Raw genomic sequence first — 16,841 nt, 5'->3', positions numbered from 1 at the left:
GCACCCTACGCATCCATTGAACATCTGTGCAATAGTCTCGCCACTGTGACGTACACGACCAGACGTACACGACCAAGGAGAGGACCGTGACCGTGCGCGCGAACGGCACCGTCGATGCCAAGGAACGCATCCTCACGGTGGCCCTCGCCCTCTTCGGCGAGCGCGGCGTCGCCGCGACGAGCCTGCGCGAGGTGGCCCGGGTCGCCGGGGTGGCCCCGGGTCTCGTCGTGCACCACTTCGGGGGCAAGGAGGGTCTGCACGGCTGCGTGGACGACCACGTCGTCGCCCTCTTCCGCCAGGCCCTCGACTCGGCGCCGCTCACCGGGTCGACCGCCGAGGTCGCCGCAGCCCGGGACGAGGCGATCACGCGGATGTTCGAGGCGCACCCGGAGGCGATCGACTACCTGCGGCGGGTCGTCGTCACCCCGGACCCGGGCGACGTGGGACTGGCCCGCAAGCTCATCGCGGAGACCATCGTCCAGACGCGGATGTTGCGCGAGCACGGGATCGCCCGCAGCCGGGCACCCGTCGAGGAGCAGGCCGTCGCCGTGCTCGTCGGGCAGCTCGGCCACCGACTGCTGCAGCCCACCCTGTCGCGGCTGTGGACCATCGCCGGGGCCGACTCGGCGGTTCCCACCGTCACGGTGACGCTGCACGGCCGCCGGGAGTGACCCCCTTCGTCAGCGGGCGACCGGCTCCGCGCAGGTGCACCAGTCCTGCGACCGGACCTGCGCCTTCACCTCGGCGACGTGCTCGCCGCAGCCGGTCCAGGTGATCTTGCCGCAGTTCGCGCACTGGGCGGGCTGACACATGGTGGGTCTCCCCTTCGTCGACGTCATCGCCAAGGGTAGTGGCCCCACACCCGGCCCCGAGAAGCGCATCATGGGCAGATGACTCGAGAAGCCCCCCGCAACATCACCCTGAGCATCGGTCACGAGGAACTGCGCATCCGCGGGATCTACGAGACCCTCTCGATCGCCAACGACTTCCTCGCCGGCCTGCTCTTCCTCGTCGGCAGCATCCTCTTCTTCTGGGAGTCGACGACGCACTTCGCGACGTGGCTCTTCGTCATCGGCTCGGTGCTCTTCGTGGCCCGACCGACGATCCGTCTGGCCCGACGCGTCCACCTGGGGCGGGTCGCGCACCTCCCCCTGGAGACCGTCGGCGACTTCTGAGGCCGGCCCGGCGCTATAGGGTCACCCCATGGCCGATCGCAGCACCTACCTCCTCGTCGACGGCGAGAACATCGACGCCACGCTGGGGGTCTCCGTCCTGGGGCGTCGCCCACAGCCGGAGGAGCGCCCGCGCTGGAACACGCTCCTGGAGTACACCGAGGCCGCGTGGGGCCAGCCGGTCAAGGGGCTGTTCTTCCTCGCCGTCGCGGGTGACCTGCCCGCGTCCTTCGTGCAGGCGCTGCTGGCGATGGGCTACCGGCCGGTGCCGCTGCGCGGCGAGGGCAAGGTCGTCGACATCGCGATCCAACGCACTGCCCGGGCGCTCCTCGAGCGTGATGCAGACGTCATGCTGGTCAGCCACGACAACGACTTCACCCCGCAGATGGAGAAGCTGGCCGAGGACGAGGGACGCCGCCTGGGCATCGTCGGGTTCGGCGAGTTCATGGCGGGCGGTCTGCGGGACGTGCCGGGCGTGGAGTTCTTCGACCTCGAGTACGACATCGCGGCCTTCACCAGCCGCCTGCCGCGCGTTCGGGTCATCGAGATCGACGAGTTCGACCCGTTCGAGTTCATCTGAGGCGAAGGGGGTCACCCCTCGTCCCGCGCGATCCACTCGTCGTAGAAGGCCGGCATCCGTGACGTCCGGCTGGTGAACTCGGGGGCGCGCTTGCCGAGGAAGGCCGCCACCCCCTCCTTCCCGTCGCCGATGCTCGTGTGGAACATCGCGAGCGAATCGACCCGGTGCGCCTCGACCGGGTGGCTCTGGGCGGCGTTGCGGCGCAGCATCTGCCGGGCGAGGGCGACCGCGACCGGGGACCTGCCCTTCGTCCAGCGGTCGGCGAGCGCGCGGGCCGCACCCAGCACGTCGTCGCTCTCGTGCGGGCCGGTGGCCACCCCGGCCGCGACGGCGGCGTCCGCGTCGAGGATGTCGGCGGACAGCACGAGGTCCAGGGCCGTCGGCAGCCCGACGATCCGCGGCAGGAACCACGACGAGGCCGCCTCGGGGACGATCCCGATCCGGCCGAAGACGAAGCCGATGCGGGCCTTCGTGGAGACGAGCCGGGCATCCATGGCCAGGGTCATCGTCGCGCCGATGCCGACCGCGGCGCCGTTGATCGCCGCGATGACCGGCTTGCGGCAGTCGTGGATCGCCAGGGTGACGCGGCCCCCGGTGTCACGCACCCCGCGCAGGGTCTCGTCGTCGAGGTCGTCCATGTCGGCGAGCCCCGGGTCCCTGGTCTCGTCCAGGCCGAAGACGTTGCCGTCGGCGGTGAGGTCCATGCCGGCGCAGAAGGCCCGACCGGCCCCGGTGACGATGACCGCGCGGACCGCGTCGTCGTCGTTGACCTCGCGGAAGGTGCGCTCGAGCTCCTCGGCCATCGTCACGGTGAAGGAGTTGAGCTCGTCCGGCCGGTCGAGGGTGACGGTGAGGACGCCGTCGTCGAGGTCGTGGCTGATCGTCGTGTAGGTCATGGCCCGACTCTGCCGCATCCGCGTACGGTCAGCAGATGAAGGCATCCCTGAGATCGATCGCCCAGGCCGTGCTGGGGGCCGCGCTGGTCTTCACCGGCACCGGCCACCTGTCCTTCGCCAGACGCGAGTTCCAGGCCCAGGTGCCGCCGTGGGTGCCGCTGGAGGCGGACACCGTCGTCCTCGCCTCGGGAGTGGTCGAGATCGCCTTCGGGGTGGCCCTGGTCGTGACCTGGCGGCAGCCGTACCGGGCTGTCGTGGGGCTGGCCGCCGCGGTCCTCTTCGTCGCGGTCCTGCCGGGCAACATCGCGCAGCTGACCGAGCACCGGGACGCCTTCGGCCTCGACACCGACCGAGGACGGGTCGTCCGGCTGTTCTTCCAGCCGGTCCTGGTCGTCTGGGCGCTGTGGGCCACTGATGCGATCGGCCAGTGGCGAAGGGGGGCGCTGCCCGGCCACCGCGGGCGGTGACCGCGGCGCCGGGTGGGCACCCCCCTTCGCTCGTGCTCAGGCGGTCGCCGGCTGCGGCAGGGCGTGCGGCACCCAGGTGTCCGGGCCGAAGACCTCGTAGTGCACGTGCGACTCGGGCACGCCGCGCTCGGCGAGGCGTTCGCGCACGACCGCCATGAAGGGCAGCGGACCGCAGAGGTACACCTGCGCGTCGGGATCGATGTCCGCGGCGTCGAGGTCGATCAGACCGCGCCGGACGGTCTCGGTGGCCGGCCGCGCGCCGAGGTCCTCGTACCAGTGGTGCAGCCGGCCGCCCTCGAGCCGGTCGACGAGCTCCGCCAGTTCCTGCCGGTGCGGGTGCCGGGCCGGTGAACGGTCGGCGTGCAGGACCGTGACGGCCCGGTCGCTCTCCGTCCGCACGAGATGGTGCAGCATGCCGATGACCGGGGTGCACCCGATACCGGCGGAGACGAGCAGCAGCGGGTCGCGGCCGTCCTCGAGGACGAGATCGCCGAAGGGGAGGGAGCAGCGGATCGAGTCGCCCTCGAAGAGGTTGTCGTGCAGGAAGTTCGACACCTCGCCGGCGGGCACCGCAACACCGTCCCCCTCGGTCTCCGGGACGGCCTTGACCGTGAAGCCCCAGGTCGTGCGCCGGGGCGCACGGGTCAGGCTGTACTGGCGGATCTGCTGTGCGCCGTCGGGCAGGGTGACCTGTACGGAGACGTACTGCCCCGGGCGGGCCTGCGCCAGCTCGCCACCATCGCGACGACCGACCCGGAAGGAGACGGTGTCGGGGGACTCCTGGCGCCGCTCGACGACGACGAGGTCCTGCCAGACCTCCTGCGGGGAGACCCCGAAGCCGGCGTACAGGCCCTTCTCGATCCGGATGAGCGCGTGCGCCATGTCCCAGTAGACCTCGTCCCAGGCAGCGACGACCTCCGGGGTGGCGGCATCGCCGAGGACCTCGCCGATGGCCTCGAAGAGGTGCCGGTGCACGATCGGGTACTGGTCCGGGGCGATCCCCAGTGACGCGTGCTTGTGCGCGATCCGGGCCAGCAGGGAGTCCACGTCCGCCCTCTCCTGGCTGACCAGGAGCGTCGCGTAGGCCACGATCGCCCCGGCGAGCGCGCGCTGCTGGTCCCCCTGGGCCTGATTGCCCCGGTTGAACAGGTCGCGCTCCAGCTCGGGATGGGCGGCGAACATCCGTCGGTAGAAGATCGGGGTGATCTCGCCGATCGTCGAGCCGATCACCGGCAGGGTCGCGCGCACGGTTGCAGCAGCGGTCTCGGACAGCACCAGTACCTCCTGTCGGGACACGCCACGCACGTGTCTCCGGCTCCCTCCGCCCGGCCACCTCCCCTGTGGAGCGGCCGTCCCGGCGTCGGGTGGCCAGTCTCGCGCCGACCATCCTTAAACACCAAATCACTCGTGTTTAATGCTGGAGGGTCACCTGCCGCCGGTGCAAGGCGGGCGCACCACCCGACCGGTCGTCACGATGGCGGAATAGGACCCGCACCGCTCGACGCTGACGTGGCAATGACTGTTCCGACGCTGAAGCTCAACGACGACACCACCATCCCGCAGCTCGGCTTCGGGGTCTTCCAGATCCCGCCCGAGGACACCAAGGAGGCGGTGCTGACGGCCTTCGAGGCCGGCTACCGGCACATCGACACCGCCCAGATGTACGGCAACGAGAAGGGCGTGGGCGAGGCGATCGCCGAGTCCGGACTGGCCCGCGAGGACCTGTACATCACCACCAAGCTGAACAACAACAACCACCTGCCCGAGGACGCCAAGCGCTCGTTGCGCGAGTCGCTGGAGCTGCTCGGGCTGGACCATGTCGACCTCTTCCTCATCCACTGGCCGTTGCCGCAGGTCCACGACGGGGACTACGTCTCCACCTGGCGCGCGCTGCTCGAGATGCGGGAGGCCGGGCTGGCCACCTCGGTGGGGGTCTCGAACTTCCAGCCGGACCACCTGGACCGGATCGTCTCCGAGACGGGTGAGGTCCCGGCGGTCAACCAGATCGAGGTGCACCCGTACTTCACCAATGACGTCGCCCGCGAGGCCACCCGGCGACACGGTGCGCAGGTCGAGTCATGGTCCCCGATCGCGCAGGGCGCCGTCCTGGACGACCCGGTCCTGGTGGGCATCGCCGGAGACGTCGAGCGCACGCCCGCCCAGGTGGTGCTGCGCTGGCAGCTGCAGCGGGGCGACATCATCTTCCCCAAGTCGGTGACTCCCGGCCGCATCCAGGCCAACTTCGCCATCTTCGACTTCGAGCTGACCGACGAGCAGATGACCGCGGTCAGCAACCTGGACAAGGGCGAGGACGGGCGCCGGGGCCCGAACCCGGACGAGATGAACGTCGTGCCCGACTGACCCGACGCGTTCGCCGATACGAGCAAACCCTCGCCGTGGAGTGTCCACGGCGAGGGTTTCCTCGACCACCCGGTGGTGATGCCATGGCGAGGACCGCCACGATCACGGCGACGAGCGCTCTCAGACGCGTGCTCGCCCGGTGCCGACCGTCGAGAGGTGCTGGCGCGGGCCGTCCTCGTCCCCACGCCGGGACTGGCCTTGGGCGCGGACCGCGCGCAGACCGTTCCCGATGACGACGACCTCGGCGACCTCGTGGATCAGGACGACTGCCGCCAGCCCCAGTACCCCGAACAGGGCCAGCGGGAAGAGGATCGCGATCAGCGCCACCGAGAGAAGGACGTTCTGGGTCATGATGGCCCGCCCTTGGCGGGCATGAGCAAGGGCCTGGGGAAGCAGCCGCAGGTCGCGCCCGGTGAAGGCGACGTCCGCGGACTCGACCGCCGCGGCGGAGCCACCGGCACCCATGGCGATGCCCACGGTTGCGGAAGCCAACGCGGGAGCATCGTTGATGCCGTCGCCGATCATCGCCGTCGGGCTGCTGGCCATCGCGCGTCGGACGTGATCGGCCTTGTCCCGGGGAAGGCTCTCGGCGCGGACGTCGCGGATGCCGGCCTGCGCCGCCAAGGCGTGCGCGGCGCGGGTGTTGTCGCCCGTCAACATCACGGTGGACATCCCCTGGTGGTGCAGGGTAGCGATCGCCTCGGCTGCCTCGGGGCGCAGCTCGTCGCGGATACCGATCAGGCCGCAGGTCCGGTCGTCGACCTCGACGACCACGAGGCTCATCCCCTGGTCGGCCATCGCCTCGGCCTGCTCGGTCAGGCCACCCGGGCTGATCCAGCCGGGGCTGCCCACGCGCACCCGACGCCCGGCCACCGTTCCGGTCAATCCGTGGCCGGCGTGCTCCTGGACATCGTCGGCCTCCGGCCGGTCGGGTGAGGCGGCGACCACGGCCGCCGCCAAGGGGTGGCTGCTCGCGGCCTCGAGTGCGGCCGCCAGGGCCGAGATCTCGGTGTCGGTGTGGCCGGGGGCCGCGTGGACGGCCACCACCTCGGGATCGTTGCGGGTGAGGGTGCCGGTCTTGTCGAAGGCGACCGTGCGGATCGTGCCGAGCTGCTCGAAGGCCGCTCCGGAGGTGATGATCACCCCGAACCTGCTGGCGGAGCCGATCGCCGAGATCACCGTGACCGGGACCGCGATCGCCAACGCGCAGGGAGAGGCTGCGACCAGCACGACCAGGGCACGCTCCACCCAGGTCTGCGGGTCGCCCACGACGAAGCCGAAGGCGGCAACGAGCGCGGCAGCGAGCAGCACCAGGGGCACCAGTGGTCGGGCGATCCGATCGGCCAACCGGGCGCGCTCGCCCTTGTCCGCATGCGCCTGCTCGACCAGCTCGACCATCCGCGTCAGGGAGTTGTCGCGGCCATCGGCGACCGCCGTGATGCGCAGCGTGCCCGAGGTGTTGACCGACCCGGCCGCCACCGTGTCACCGGGAGAGACCTCGACCGGGATCGACTCGCCGGTGATCGCCGACGTGTCCAGCCACGAGTGCCCGACCGTGACGACACCATCCGTGCTGACGCGGTCGCCGGCCCCGACGACGAGGACGTCGTCGCGGCGGACCTGCTCGGCCGGGATCCGCTCTTCACCTGCCGGTCGTGACACGACCGTGGTCTCGGGGATCAGGCTGAGCAGCGCGCGCAAGCCGTGCCGTGCGCGGTCCATCGCGCGGTCCTCGAGCGTCTCGGCGATCGAGAACAGGAAGGCCAGCGCGGCGGCCTCGCCCACGTGCCCCAGCAGCACCGCGCCCGTGCCGGCGATCGTCATGAGCAGGCCGACGCCCAGGCGGCCGCCCCCCGATCCGCCGACCAGACGGCGCACCGCGCTCGGGGCGAAGGTCCACGCACCTGCGGCCAGACCGACCGCGTGGGCAACCGTGGCCAGGCTGCCGGCGCCGGCCCGGCCCAGCAGCAGGCCCGTCACCCAGAGCACCCCTGCCGTCGCCGGCAGGAGCAGTGCGCGGTCACGCCACCACGGCGCGAGCTCCTCGGTCACGACCTCGTCGCCACCGCCACAGCACGCATCGCTCATCGCATGACCTGCGCATCCGGCAGGGCAGTGGAGGTGCTGCCACAGCACAGCGGCAGATCGCAGTCCTCGTCCGTGCAGGGGTTCCCGTCCTCGACCGCCAGGACCACCTCCAGCAGCGACTCCAGGGCCCGCGTCAGGTGTACGTCGGCGATCTCGTAGCGGGTGCGACGCCCTTCCGGTGCGGCCACGACGATCCCGCAACCACGCAGGCAGGCCAGATGGTTGGAGACGTTGGGTCGACTCAGATCGAGATCACGAGCCAGCTGGGCCGGGTAGCCCGCCTCGTGCAGCAGCATCAGCAGGATCCGAGCTCGGGACGGGTCCGCCATCGCCCGACCCAGCCGGTTGATCACGTCGAGGCGTGAGGCACTGTTCAGCATGTGCTGACCATACAACCCGGGCCACCCCCGCCGCGGCATGCCGCCGTCCGGGTCTTCGCCCGGACGGCGACATCGTCGAGGACACGCGCCAATGCCCACCACCTCATGGGCCTGCCGGGACACCGCCTGACACCGGCCGGGCTCGGCCCACGGCCTCCTCGTCGTCGCCGGGGTGACGACCGGGGCCACTACCCGGGTGCGAGTCCGCTGGGAGGCTGGTGGTGGGACGCGGGGTGATCAGCTGGAAGGCCGCTGCGGATGCCAGGGCCACGGTGGCGAACCCGGTCAGTCCACCCAGGCCGTGAGCCTGGAGCCAGTCCCAGGCGATCAGCGTGATCAGGCCCACCGCCACCGCGGCCGTCACCGTGCCGAGTCCGCGGAGGTGGCGGCGTTCACCGACCAGGGGCAGGGCCCACTCGCCCCGGGACTCCAGCAGCGTGACCACCACCATGACGAGGAGGTTGACGCTCATCCCCACCCACACCGGATGGACCCCGAGATGGAACTGGTCGGGCTGCCACCCACCGAGCTGGTACCAGGCCAGCCCGGTGCCGAAGCCGACGATCATCGCCGCGACCACGGCGCGTCGCGTGGCCAGCGGCCAGAAGAGTGCGGCGAGGACCGGGGCGAGGGTGGCACCGTTGCGCAGCGTCCATGCCAACACGTTCCACCAGGCCGACTGCTCGGCACGCAGGAAGCCGAAAGCGATCATCAGAGCGGTGAGCAGGACCAGCGACCAGCGGGTATAGCGCACCATGTCCTCCTCGGTCGCCCCGGGCCGAAGGGCCCGGCCGACGTCCCGGCCCAGGCTGGTGGCTCCGGAGAACTGGCACGGCCCGCCCCAGCCCAGGGCACAGGCCCAGATGCCGAGGAAGAACACCGCCGCCAGCGGGGCGGGCAGCACCTGAGCGATGTAGAGCGGCACCCCGACGAGACCGAGCGCCTCGCCGGGCACCACGAGGGCTGCCGCCAGACCGCACACCACCCCCAGCAGGATGAAGGGCACCCCGAAGCCGACGGCATACACCAGACCGCGGCGACCCGCCTCGGGCGTGCGGCAGGACAGGGCCATCTGCAGCGCCGCCTGGGCGAGGATGACGTTGACCACGAAGGTTCCGAACCACGCGACCACCAGCGGCAGTCCGACCCCTGACCAGTCGAGCATCTCCGGGCGCGATGCTGCCAGCTCCCTCAGCCCGCCCACTCCGGGATCGATCAGGAACGCGGTGGCGCCCAGGGCGAGCATCAGGGTGAAGACCACGCAGTTGGCCGTCTGGGTGAACGCGATGGACCACATGCCGCCGGACCACAGGTAGAACAGGAGAAGCAGCGCCGTGCCCACGATCGCCACCTGGATCGACAGACCGGTGAAGGCGTGCAGCGCCGAGGCGAAGGCGATCGCGGTGGCGACCGACCACATCGGAAAGGTGAACGCGGTGATGGCTCCCCCCACGCCCAGCGCGAGCCGACCGAAGCGTTCGCCGATGAGGCCCGAGATGGTCACGACCATCCGCTCGCGCAGGGGCACGACGAGCAGCCCCGCGATGAGCAGGATCTGTACCGACTCCGCGACGCCGTACCAGAGGGCGGACACACCGGTGTGGTAGCTCAGCTCCAGGATGGCGATGAACGACGAGCCCGAGAACAGGCCGGTGATGCAGAAGGCGACCGTGATCGGCCGGAACCGCCGACCTCCGGCGAAGAAGTCCCGACCGGCCGACTCGCGGCGCTTGGCGACGCGTCCGGCACCGACGAGGAAGAGGGTGTAGGTGAGGGCCAAGCCGATCGTCCACGCACCGACGGTGGTCATCGCGGGCCCCCCGTCACCGACCAGTCGAGGGTGACCGGCACACCGGCGTCCTTGACCAGGTTGAACGCGGGGCAGCGGCGTTCGACCTCACGTTGCAGTGCGGGGAGTGCGGAGGGGTCGGACAGGCCGAAGCGGGCCCGCACCACCACCTCCCGGAAGTGGGGGCTGACATCCGCGGTCCCGAGGAAGCCGCGGGTGTCCATGGTCGCCTGGGTATCGATCTCCAGTGCGGTGAGCCCGAGTTCCTGCTCGGCGGCGACGGTTTCGGCCACCACGGCCAGACACCCCCCGAGGGCCGCCACCACGTACTCCATGGGGCTCGGGGAGCTGTCGTCGCCACCGACCGGGACGGGCTCGGCGGTCTCGAAGGCAGCGAACTTGCGTACCTGGTGACGGGCGCGCATCGCCCCCTCCCAGATGCTGCGGGCGCGAACCCGCTTCAGCTGGGCCGGCGTGGACTGCGTGGTGGAGGGGGACGAGGACATGGGTGTGGGCACGGTGAACTCCAAGGACGTCGTGGCGCCAGAGGGATCCCTTGGCACCGACAAGGAAGGGGGGTGAGCGCGGTGGACGCTCGGGGGAGGAGGGCGCGGCGAAGGGTCAGCCGCGCTCAGTGCGCATTCGACAGCGGTCGGCCGTCACCCGGCACAGGTCGATGTGCCGGCGGGCGACGAGCAGGCTGGCGTGGTCCGCAACGGCACGCCATGACGGTGCACAGAACATCGATCCTCCATCGGTCCCGGCGGTAGCACCCGCACCCGATGTGGGGGGTTGCTGCAGCGTCGTCGAGCCAGGTCTCTCGGCTGCTCTGGATAGGCGGGACCAACGTAGCATCTCCGTGGCCGCGTGTCCGACCACCTGACTGAACGTGGACCCACCCCCGGGAGCGACCTCAGACCACGGCAACCGAACAGCACCGCGCAGAGCCCGCAGGCGTCGCCCGACGGCCTCTTCGCGGTCAGGTCCCCTTCGCGTCCGTCGGACGGCGAATCTCGGCGATCGGGTGGTGGCTGGTCATGCCACCATCGACAACAAGCACCTGACCGGTGATGTACCGCGACTCGGACGAGGCGAGGAAGAGCATCGTGTGCGCCACATCTACCGGGTCACCGATGAACGGTAGAGCGTTGTGGGTGCGGATCCCCTCGATCATCTCGGCTGGCAGGTTGTTGGCCAAGGCCGGCGTCATCACTGCGCCGGGAGCAATCGCGTTGCAACGAATGTTCTGGTGGCCGTACTGGGTGGCGACATACTGCGTCAGCCGGATCACTGCGGCCTTGGCGGTCCCGTAGGCGATCTGGACGAAGTCGCCGTTCAACCCTCCGACCGACGCCGTGTTGATGATCGATCCTCCACCAGCCCGCGCCAGGTGTGGAATGGCCAGCCGACAGCCGACGATCGCACTGCGGACGTTGAGCCGCATTACCCGATCGAACTCATCCATGTCCAAGCCCACCACGTCCACGTCACGTGCGGGGTTGCTCCCACCGACGTGATTGCACATGACATCGAGTCGCCCGAAACGGCAGACGGCAGCATCGATCAGCCCTGCCAGGGAGTCCTCCTCCATGGCGTCGACGGCCACTCCCATGGCGCTGCCTCCGGCATCGGTGATCTCAGCTGCCGCGTTGACTGCGTCCTCCTCACGCAAGTCGCCAAGCACGACGGCTGCGCCCTCGGCCGCGAAGAGGTCCGCTGCGGCGCGGCCGATTCCGCTTGCTGCGCCGGTGATCACCGCAACCTGTCCATCTAGTCGGCCCATGTCAGGTCCTTCCCCTGGTCGACCTACCGGACTGTCTAGCAGGCTGATGGCGTTGGAGCTGGCTCCAGACGCATGCTTGCACTCTACGATCAGTCGGCTTCCCGGTCCTGTTCAGCGCTTCGCAACACCTGTCGAGCACTGGCACCCCGACAACGGCCCGGGGATCGTTGACGGAACTGGCCACGTGAGGGTGCAATCCGCAATCGCACGTGCTTCTACCTTCGGGAGAGCACCTCGTTGCTGAGCAGGATCACGAACTGGTGATCGTCTGTGAGGACGTTGAGGTATCCGGGGTCGACACTGAGAACGTACCCGGTGATGGTTCCGCCAGTGGTCTCGATCTGTTCCTGCGGGACCCAGGGTGTCTGGACGAACGCTGCGATCAGGAGCGTGGCCAGCCCCGTCATCAATCCCACCCGCGCCAGGACCGTCGAGACCGACCGGCGCAACCGGTTGCGCGGAGGCAGACGACGGATCAGGAAGAATGTCATGAAGACGGCGAACGTCGACAGCGGAAGCCACCACAGGTTGTAACTCGTGGTCAGCGCCCCGAGCACGAGAAGGCCGAGGACAGCGAGCATCGTAATGCCCTGCCGATGCTCGCCGGTCCCCCACACCGAGGACGCGATCAACGGCGGCAGCACGCAGATCAGCAGGATGGCCGTCAGCAGGTAGCTGGCCATGAGCGATCCGAACACCAACGCCAGCCCATCGTCCAGCCCGAGGGTGGTACTGACGAGGAACGCGGTCTCCCACTCGTAGTCGGACACGGCGAAGACACGCAGCAGCAGGAAGGCGAAACCCCACGCAGCCACGTGGGCTGCACCGACGCCCACCCGATCCCTCGCGCCGGAGTCCGACGACCTCGCGTTCTGCTCGGAAACGCTGGCTGTCATGAGACGACGTTACGCCAGGGGGCTGACCAAGGCGCCGGACCGACGACGGGCTGCCCCAGCCGTCGGGCGTCAACCCACACGGTGACGCCCCAGTCGTGTTGCCGCTGCTACTCGTCCTGGCCGCGCGCAGATACGCAGAGGTCCGTCCATCGCCCCCTGGGATCGGTCAGATGCCGATTCGAGTGGGCAACAAGGGCTGTGCGCGCATCCGCGCTCGTCTGCCTTGTCATCGGCGTGTGTCCGGTTGCCCGAAGCCGTGTCCGGCGCGTGTTGAGGGAGCCCTGTCGGGGCGGGCCCTGGACGTCGAGACATCCATCCCCTCGATCGTGGCGTCGAAGCGCTTTCCGGGGTCCGGACGGGACACGTCCGCGGCGAGCTCGTCCTACGCGTAGGAGTTCACGACCCGACTCTCCTACCGCCAGCGTTCCCCGGGGACCGAGGCGAAATCGGGGGCGGTGTTCGGTGCAGCAGCAGTGCCGCACGGGCGCACCCGACTTCTGCCTCCATCGGTGGACTCCCGGTGGTAGTGCGCGTGGGAGGCGCCGGGCGTGCGGATCAGTAGTAGACGGCCAGGCGTCCGTTGGGTCCGTCGATGACCTGGACGTCGGTGTCGAAGACGGCGGTGAGGACGTCGTCGGTCATGATCTCCTCGGGCGGGCCGAATGCCACGACCTCGCCGTCCTTGACCGCGCAGATGTGGCTGGCGTAGTGGCTGGCGAAGTTGATGTCGTGGATGACGATGATGATCGTGCGCCCGAGCTGCTGGGCGGCCTGCTCCAGGTGCTTCATCATGTGTGCCGAGTGCTTCATGTCGAGGTTGTTCAACGGCTCGTCGAGGAGCACGTACTCGGTGTCCTGGGTCAGGACCATCGCGACGTATGCGCGCTGGCGCTGACCGCCGGAGAGCTCGTCGAGGTAGCGATTCTCCAGGTCGGTCAGGTCGAGGAAGTCGATCGAAGCGGAGATGGCCTGCTCGTCGGCGACCGTCAGTCGTCCCCGGGAGTGCGGGAAGCGCCCGAAACCGACGAGCTGGCGCACTGTCAGGCGGGTGATGAAGTGGTTCTCCTGGCGCAGGATCGACAGGATCTTCGCCAGGTCCTTCGACGTGGTGCTCGAGACGTCGTACCCGGCCACCTCGATCACCCCGTCGTCGATGTCCAGCAGGCGGCCGATCATCGTCAGCAGGGTCGACTTGCCCGCGCCATTGGGCCCGACGAAGGCGGTGATGCCGCCAGCGGGGATCGTCAGGTCGACCGGGCCGATCCGTACCTCGCTGGAGTAGCTCTTGCCGACACCGGTCAGCGTGATCACAGGCGTCCCTTTCTCAGGATGACGAAGAGGAAGACGGATCCGCCGATCATCTCGATGATGATCGAGACGACCCCCTCGGCGTAGAAGACGTTCTTCAGCACGAAGTAGGACCCGGCGAGCACGACGAAACCGATGAGCACCGCAACCGGGAAGAGGTGATGGTGGTCGAAGGTGTCGGCGAACTGGTAGGCGAGCGTCGCGACGAGGAAGCCGAGGAAGGTCATCGGTCCGACGAGCGCGGTGGAGACCGCCATGAGGATGGAGATGAGGAAGAGCACCCGCATGATCTCGCGGCGGTGGTTCAGCCCGAGGTTGGTGCTGGTTTCCCGGCCGAGGGCGACGACGTTGAGCCGCTTGGCCTGCCACCACAGGGCACCGCCGGCGGCGAGGCACAGGGGAATCGCCACGGGCAGGTAGGAGGCCTCGGCACTGGCCATCGAGCCGAACATCCGGGCGGTGAGCACGTCGAACTCGCTCGGGCTGAGCAGGCGGCGCATGAAGGAGGCGACGGAGGCCAGTCCGCCACCGATGATGATGCCGATGAGCAGCATGATCTGGATGTTGCCGTAGCGCCCGGAGAGCAACCAGCCGTAGAGCGCGCACGAGAGGCCGACCATGAGCACGACCATGAGCACGAACTGCGGCAGGCCCTTGAGCAACCCGGCGCCGGCGACGCCGAGGACGTAGACGGCGGCGGTCTGCACCGCGACGTAGAGGGCCTCGAAGCCCATGATCGAGGGGGTGACGATCCGGTTGTTCGTGGCGGTCTGGAAGCTCACCGTGGCCACGGCCTGGCAGAAGGCGACGACGAGCATGACCATGACCATCGTCGCGCGCAGCTGCGCGATCCGCCAGAAGCCGTCGGAGCCGACCGGCATCGGGTTGTCCCAGGCGAGCAGACCGATGCCGAAGCCGACGGCCAGCACCAGAAGGGTGGTCACGACGATGCGGTAGCGCCGGCGTGCGCGGGCCGTGGGCAATGGCCCCGAGGCCCGCTCCGTCAGCAGGGACCCCGTCGGCGGGGTGAGTCGTTCGCGGGTGGGTGCCTCAGCCACGACTGCGCTGCCTGAGCAGGAGAGTGATGAAGACGACGGCGCCGACGACCCCGAGGATCAGCGACACCGGCACCTCGAAGGGGGCGATGATCGTCCGCCCGATCAGGTCACACCCGGTGACGATCGCGATGCCGAGCAGGCAGACCCAGGGCAGGTTGCTGCGAAGGTCGTCACCGCGAAACATCGAGACGACATTGGGCACGATCAGCCCGAGGAAGGGCAGATTGCCCACGACGACCGTGACGACACCTGTCGCGATCGCGATGAGGCCGGTACCCACGAGCAGCACCTGGTTGTAGTTGAGCCCGACATTCGTCGCGATCTCCTCGCCGAGGCCCGCGACGGTGAACCGGTCGGCGACCATGAAGACCACCACCGCGACCAGGGCGACGATCCACAACACCTCGTACTGACCGCGCAGCACCGAGGTGAAGCTGCCCGCGAACCACACGCCGAGGTTCTGCAGCATGTCGGTCTGCAGAGCGATGAAGGTCGAGATCGAGCCGACGACCGCGCCGAGCATGATGCCGATGATCGGGACGATCAGCGACGAGCGCAACGACACCCGGCGCAGGAAGAGGAAGAAGATCATCGTGCCGATGAATGCGGCGATGACCGCCCCGACCATCCGCTCCAGGAGGGAGGCGGTCGGGACGAGGATCATCACGGCGAGCAGACCCAGGCCGGCCCACTCGGTCGTGCCCGTCGTCGTGGGCTCGACGAAGCGGTTCTGGGTGAGCAGCTGCATCATCAGTCCGGACATCGACATGGCCGCGCCGGCGAGGACCAGGGCGATGGTGCGCGGGACCCGCGTGATGGCGAACATCTGCGCACCGTCCTCGGCGCCGAAGACGTCATAGACCCCGGTGACCAGGGAGAGGGCGAGCAGCGCGACGACGGCCAGCGTTCCCAGGGCCAGCCTGCCGTCGAGCAGCCGCCCCTTGGCCGGGGCGGCTGCGCGCGTGGATGCAGTCGTCAGCTCTTCTCCTCGAGTGCGTCGGCGAAGGTGTCGAAGAACGTGGTGTAGGTCTGGATGCCCTCGTTGAGATAGGTGTCGGCGGGCATGTACAGGACGTTGCCGTCCTTGACCGCGGTGACGTCCTGGAGCGCCTCGGAGTTCTCGATGAGGTCCTTGGCCGGCGTGTAGTCCTCATCCTCGGCGGCGATGGCGGCGTCGCGGTCCATGACCAGGATCCAGTCCGGGTCGGCCTTGGCGATGGCCTCGACGGAGATGTCATCACCCTGGTGGTCGTCGCTGCCGTCCTTGACATCCAGCGCCGGCTCCAGCCCGACGATGTCGAACATCGGCCCGATGACGCGTCCATCACCCGGGGCGACGTAGCCGAACTCACCCCCAGAGGTGTTCAGGCCCATGACGGTCTCGCCGGAGTCGTAGGCCCGGGTGGCCCGCTCGATCGAGGCGTCGAAGTCGTCGTTGAGCTGCTGGGCCGCGTCCTGCTGGTCGAAGACCTCACCCAGAACGCTGATCTGACGCTTCAGCTCCTCGTCGAAGGGCTTGCCCTCACGCGGGTCGAGCTCGAGGATCGTCGCCTCGGGCACCAGCTCCGCGAGCGTGTCGTGGTGGTCGGCGTACCGCTGGCCGTTGATGATCAGGTCCGGCTCAACGGCGACGGCGGCTTCCAGGTCGGGCTCCCGGTGGATGCCCAGGTCGACGATCGAGTCGTCATCGGTGTACTTGTTCGACTCCGGCATCAAGGCCACGGCGGCCGCCGACAACTCGACGTCCCACTCCGCGAGCGTCTCGAACGTCCGGTTGTCCGTGGCCACGACCGAGGTCGGGGCAGCAGGCACCAACTGGGTGCCGTTGTTGTCCTCGACCTCCACGCTGTCACCGCCCCCGGCAGCAGAGGCGGGGTCGGCGTCGGAGGAGCCGCAGGCAGTCAGGGCGAGGGCGAGGCCGGTCAGGAGCGCGGCAGAGCGCAGACGGGTCGGCATGGGTGGAGTCCTTTCGCAGGAGTGGCTGGTGCCCGAGCGACACTGCACCCCGGGACCGCATAACTTAGATGAGGGTAGCCTTACCTATTATGTTTGTCATGCTCGGT

General features: G+C 69.2%; 17 protein-coding genes, 1 pseudogene and 1 riboswitch. Of the genes and pseudogenes, 5 read left to right on the top strand and 13 right to left on the bottom strand.

The window, feature by feature from the left end; genetic code table 11:
* Positions 1-86: 86 nt before the first annotated feature.
* Positions 87-245 (top strand): annotated as a pseudogene (locus V1351_RS16260) (TetR family transcriptional regulator); the annotation flags it as partial.
* 435 nt (positions 246-680) lie between these two features.
* On the opposite strand, the gene V1351_RS00175 reads toward V1351_RS16260, so the two are convergent.
* The gene (locus V1351_RS00175) at positions 681-812 is read right to left on the bottom strand and encodes a hypothetical protein (protein ID WP_338749547.1); all 132 of its coding nucleotides are present in this window, start codon (positions 810-812) and stop codon (positions 681-683) included.
* Between the two features lie 78 nt (positions 813-890).
* On the opposite strand from V1351_RS00175, the gene V1351_RS00170 reads away from it, so the two are divergent.
* Positions 891-1,175 (top strand): YrhK family protein, encoded by a 285-nt coding sequence (locus tag V1351_RS00170; protein ID WP_338749545.1) that lies wholly within the window; start codon positions 891-893, stop codon positions 1,173-1,175.
* A 28-nt stretch (positions 1,176-1,203) separates the two neighbouring features.
* Entirely contained in the window at positions 1,204-1,752 is a 549-nt protein-coding gene (locus V1351_RS00165) for an NYN domain-containing protein (protein ID WP_338749543.1), read from the top strand.
* Positions 1,753-1,763: 11 nt separating this feature from the next.
* Here the strand turns inward: V1351_RS00165 and V1351_RS00160 are convergent, their stop codons facing one another.
* Positions 1,764-2,648 carry a crotonase/enoyl-CoA hydratase family protein gene (locus V1351_RS00160; protein WP_338749541.1) on the bottom strand — a complete coding sequence of 295 codons (885 nt, stop codon included), beginning with the start codon at positions 2,646-2,648 and terminating at the stop codon, positions 1,764-1,766.
* Positions 2,649-2,683: 35 nt separating this feature from the next.
* Here V1351_RS00160 and V1351_RS00155 point away from each other — a divergent pair, with 35 nt between their 5' ends.
* A complete protein-coding gene (locus V1351_RS00155) occupies positions 2,684-3,115 on the top strand; it encodes a DoxX family protein (protein WP_338749539.1) in 432 nt (143 codons plus the stop codon).
* A gap of 36 nt (positions 3,116-3,151) precedes the next feature.
* On the opposite strand, the gene V1351_RS00150 is transcribed toward V1351_RS00155, so the two are convergent.
* Positions 3,152-4,411 (bottom strand): globin domain-containing protein, encoded by a 1,260-nt coding sequence (locus V1351_RS00150; RefSeq protein ID WP_338749537.1) that lies wholly within the window; start codon positions 4,409-4,411, stop codon positions 3,152-3,154.
* A 219-nt stretch (positions 4,412-4,630) separates the two neighbouring features.
* Here V1351_RS00150 and V1351_RS00145 point away from each other — a divergent pair, with 219 nt between their 5' ends.
* The gene (locus V1351_RS00145) at positions 4,631-5,476 is read left to right on the top strand and encodes an aldo/keto reductase (RefSeq protein WP_338749535.1); all 846 of its coding nucleotides are present in this window, start codon (positions 4,631-4,633) and stop codon (positions 5,474-5,476) included.
* Between the two features lie 120 nt (positions 5,477-5,596).
* Here V1351_RS00145 and V1351_RS00140 read toward each other — a convergent pair whose 3' ends face one another.
* The 10 genes from V1351_RS00140 to V1351_RS00095 form a co-directional block, all read right to left on the bottom strand.
* The gene (locus tag V1351_RS00140) at positions 5,597-7,564 is read right to left on the bottom strand and encodes a heavy metal translocating P-type ATPase (RefSeq protein ID WP_338749533.1); all 1,968 of its coding nucleotides are present in this window, start codon (positions 7,562-7,564) and stop codon (positions 5,597-5,599) included.
* A complete protein-coding gene (gene cmtR / locus V1351_RS00135; RefSeq protein WP_338749531.1) occupies positions 7,561-7,944 on the bottom strand; it encodes a Cd(II)/Pb(II)-sensing metalloregulatory transcriptional regulator CmtR in 384 nt (127 codons plus the stop codon). Before cmtR ends, V1351_RS00140 begins: the two co-directional genes overlap by 4 nt.
* Before the next feature lie 103 nt (positions 7,945-8,047).
* Entirely contained in the window at positions 8,048-9,754 is a 1,707-nt protein-coding gene (locus tag V1351_RS00130) for a sodium:solute symporter family protein (RefSeq protein WP_338749529.1), read from the bottom strand.
* Positions 9,751-10,239, bottom strand: a complete 489-nt coding sequence (locus tag V1351_RS00125; protein ID WP_338749527.1) for an OsmC family protein — start codon at positions 10,237-10,239, stop codon at positions 9,751-9,753. Before V1351_RS00125 ends, V1351_RS00130 begins: the two co-directional genes overlap by 4 nt.
* 242 nt (positions 10,240-10,481) lie before the next feature.
* A riboswitch (SAM riboswitch) is annotated at positions 10,482-10,573 on the bottom strand.
* A 139-nt stretch (positions 10,574-10,712) separates the two neighbouring features.
* Positions 10,713-11,516: an SDR family NAD(P)-dependent oxidoreductase gene (locus V1351_RS00120; RefSeq protein ID WP_338749525.1), complete on the bottom strand. Its 804-nt coding sequence runs from the start codon at positions 11,514-11,516 to the stop codon at positions 10,713-10,715.
* A 215-nt stretch (positions 11,517-11,731) separates the two neighbouring features.
* The gene (locus V1351_RS00115) at positions 11,732-12,412 is read right to left on the bottom strand and encodes a hypothetical protein (RefSeq protein WP_338749523.1); all 681 of its coding nucleotides are present in this window, start codon (positions 12,410-12,412) and stop codon (positions 11,732-11,734) included.
* Between the two features lie 555 nt (positions 12,413-12,967).
* The gene (locus tag V1351_RS00110) at positions 12,968-13,723 is read right to left on the bottom strand and encodes an ABC transporter ATP-binding protein (protein WP_338749521.1); all 756 of its coding nucleotides are present in this window, start codon (positions 13,721-13,723) and stop codon (positions 12,968-12,970) included.
* Positions 13,720-14,778: an iron chelate uptake ABC transporter family permease subunit gene (locus tag V1351_RS00105; RefSeq protein ID WP_338749519.1), complete on the bottom strand. Its 1,059-nt coding sequence runs from the start codon at positions 14,776-14,778 to the stop codon at positions 13,720-13,722. Before V1351_RS00105 ends, V1351_RS00110 begins: the two co-directional genes overlap by 4 nt.
* Positions 14,771-15,757, bottom strand: a complete 987-nt coding sequence (locus V1351_RS00100) for an ABC transporter permease (RefSeq protein WP_338752579.1) — start codon at positions 15,755-15,757, stop codon at positions 14,771-14,773. Before V1351_RS00100 ends, V1351_RS00105 begins: the two co-directional genes overlap by 8 nt.
* Entirely contained in the window at positions 15,754-16,734 is a 981-nt protein-coding gene (locus V1351_RS00095) for a siderophore ABC transporter substrate-binding protein (RefSeq protein WP_338749517.1), read from the bottom strand. The genes V1351_RS00100 and V1351_RS00095 overlap by 4 nt, the downstream gene beginning before the upstream one ends.
* Positions 16,735-16,841: the final 107 nt, after the last annotated feature.

The organism is Janibacter sp. A1S7 (genome assembly GCF_037198315.1).
Taxonomy (GTDB): Bacteria; Actinomycetota; Actinomycetes; order Actinomycetales; family Dermatophilaceae; genus Janibacter; species Janibacter alittae.
This window is presented reverse-complemented; position numbering and strand designations above follow the sequence as displayed.

What these genes read in the sequence shown, in the direction of transcription:
- V1351_RS00175 (WP_338749547.1), bottom strand. Translation starts at nt 812, where the DNA reads ATGTGTCAGCCCGCCCAGTGCGCGAACTGCGGCAAGATCACCTGGACC.
- V1351_RS00170 (WP_338749545.1), top strand. Translation starts at nt 891, where the DNA reads ATGACTCGAGAAGCCCCCCGCAACATCACCCTGAGCATCGGTCACGAG.
- V1351_RS00165 (WP_338749543.1), top strand. Translation starts at nt 1,204, where the DNA reads ATGGCCGATCGCAGCACCTACCTCCTCGTCGACGGCGAGAACATCGAC.
- V1351_RS00160 (WP_338749541.1), bottom strand. Translation starts at nt 2,648, where the DNA reads ATGACCTACACGACGATCAGCCACGACCTCGACGACGGCGTCCTCACC.
- V1351_RS00155 (WP_338749539.1), top strand. Translation starts at nt 2,684, where the DNA reads ATGAAGGCATCCCTGAGATCGATCGCCCAGGCCGTGCTGGGGGCCGCG.
- V1351_RS00145 (WP_338749535.1), top strand. Translation starts at nt 4,631, where the DNA reads ATGACTGTTCCGACGCTGAAGCTCAACGACGACACCACCATCCCGCAG.
- V1351_RS00140 (WP_338749533.1), bottom strand. Translation starts at nt 7,564, where the DNA reads ATGAGCGATGCGTGCTGTGGCGGTGGCGACGAGGTCGTGACCGAGGAG.
- cmtR (WP_338749531.1), bottom strand. Translation starts at nt 7,944, where the DNA reads ATGCTGAACAGTGCCTCACGCCTCGACGTGATCAACCGGCTGGGTCGG.
- V1351_RS00130 (WP_338749529.1), bottom strand. Translation starts at nt 9,754, where the DNA reads ATGACCACCGTCGGTGCGTGGACGATCGGCTTGGCCCTCACCTACACC.
- V1351_RS00125 (WP_338749527.1), bottom strand. Translation starts at nt 10,239, where the DNA reads ATGTCCTCGTCCCCCTCCACCACGCAGTCCACGCCGGCCCAGCTGAAG.
- V1351_RS00120 (WP_338749525.1), bottom strand. Translation starts at nt 11,516, where the DNA reads ATGGGCCGACTAGATGGACAGGTTGCGGTGATCACCGGCGCAGCAAGC.
- V1351_RS00115 (WP_338749523.1), bottom strand. Translation starts at nt 12,412, where the DNA reads ATGACAGCCAGCGTTTCCGAGCAGAACGCGAGGTCGTCGGACTCCGGC.
- V1351_RS00095 (WP_338749517.1), bottom strand. Translation starts at nt 16,734, where the DNA reads ATGCCGACCCGTCTGCGCTCTGCCGCGCTCCTGACCGGCCTCGCCCTC.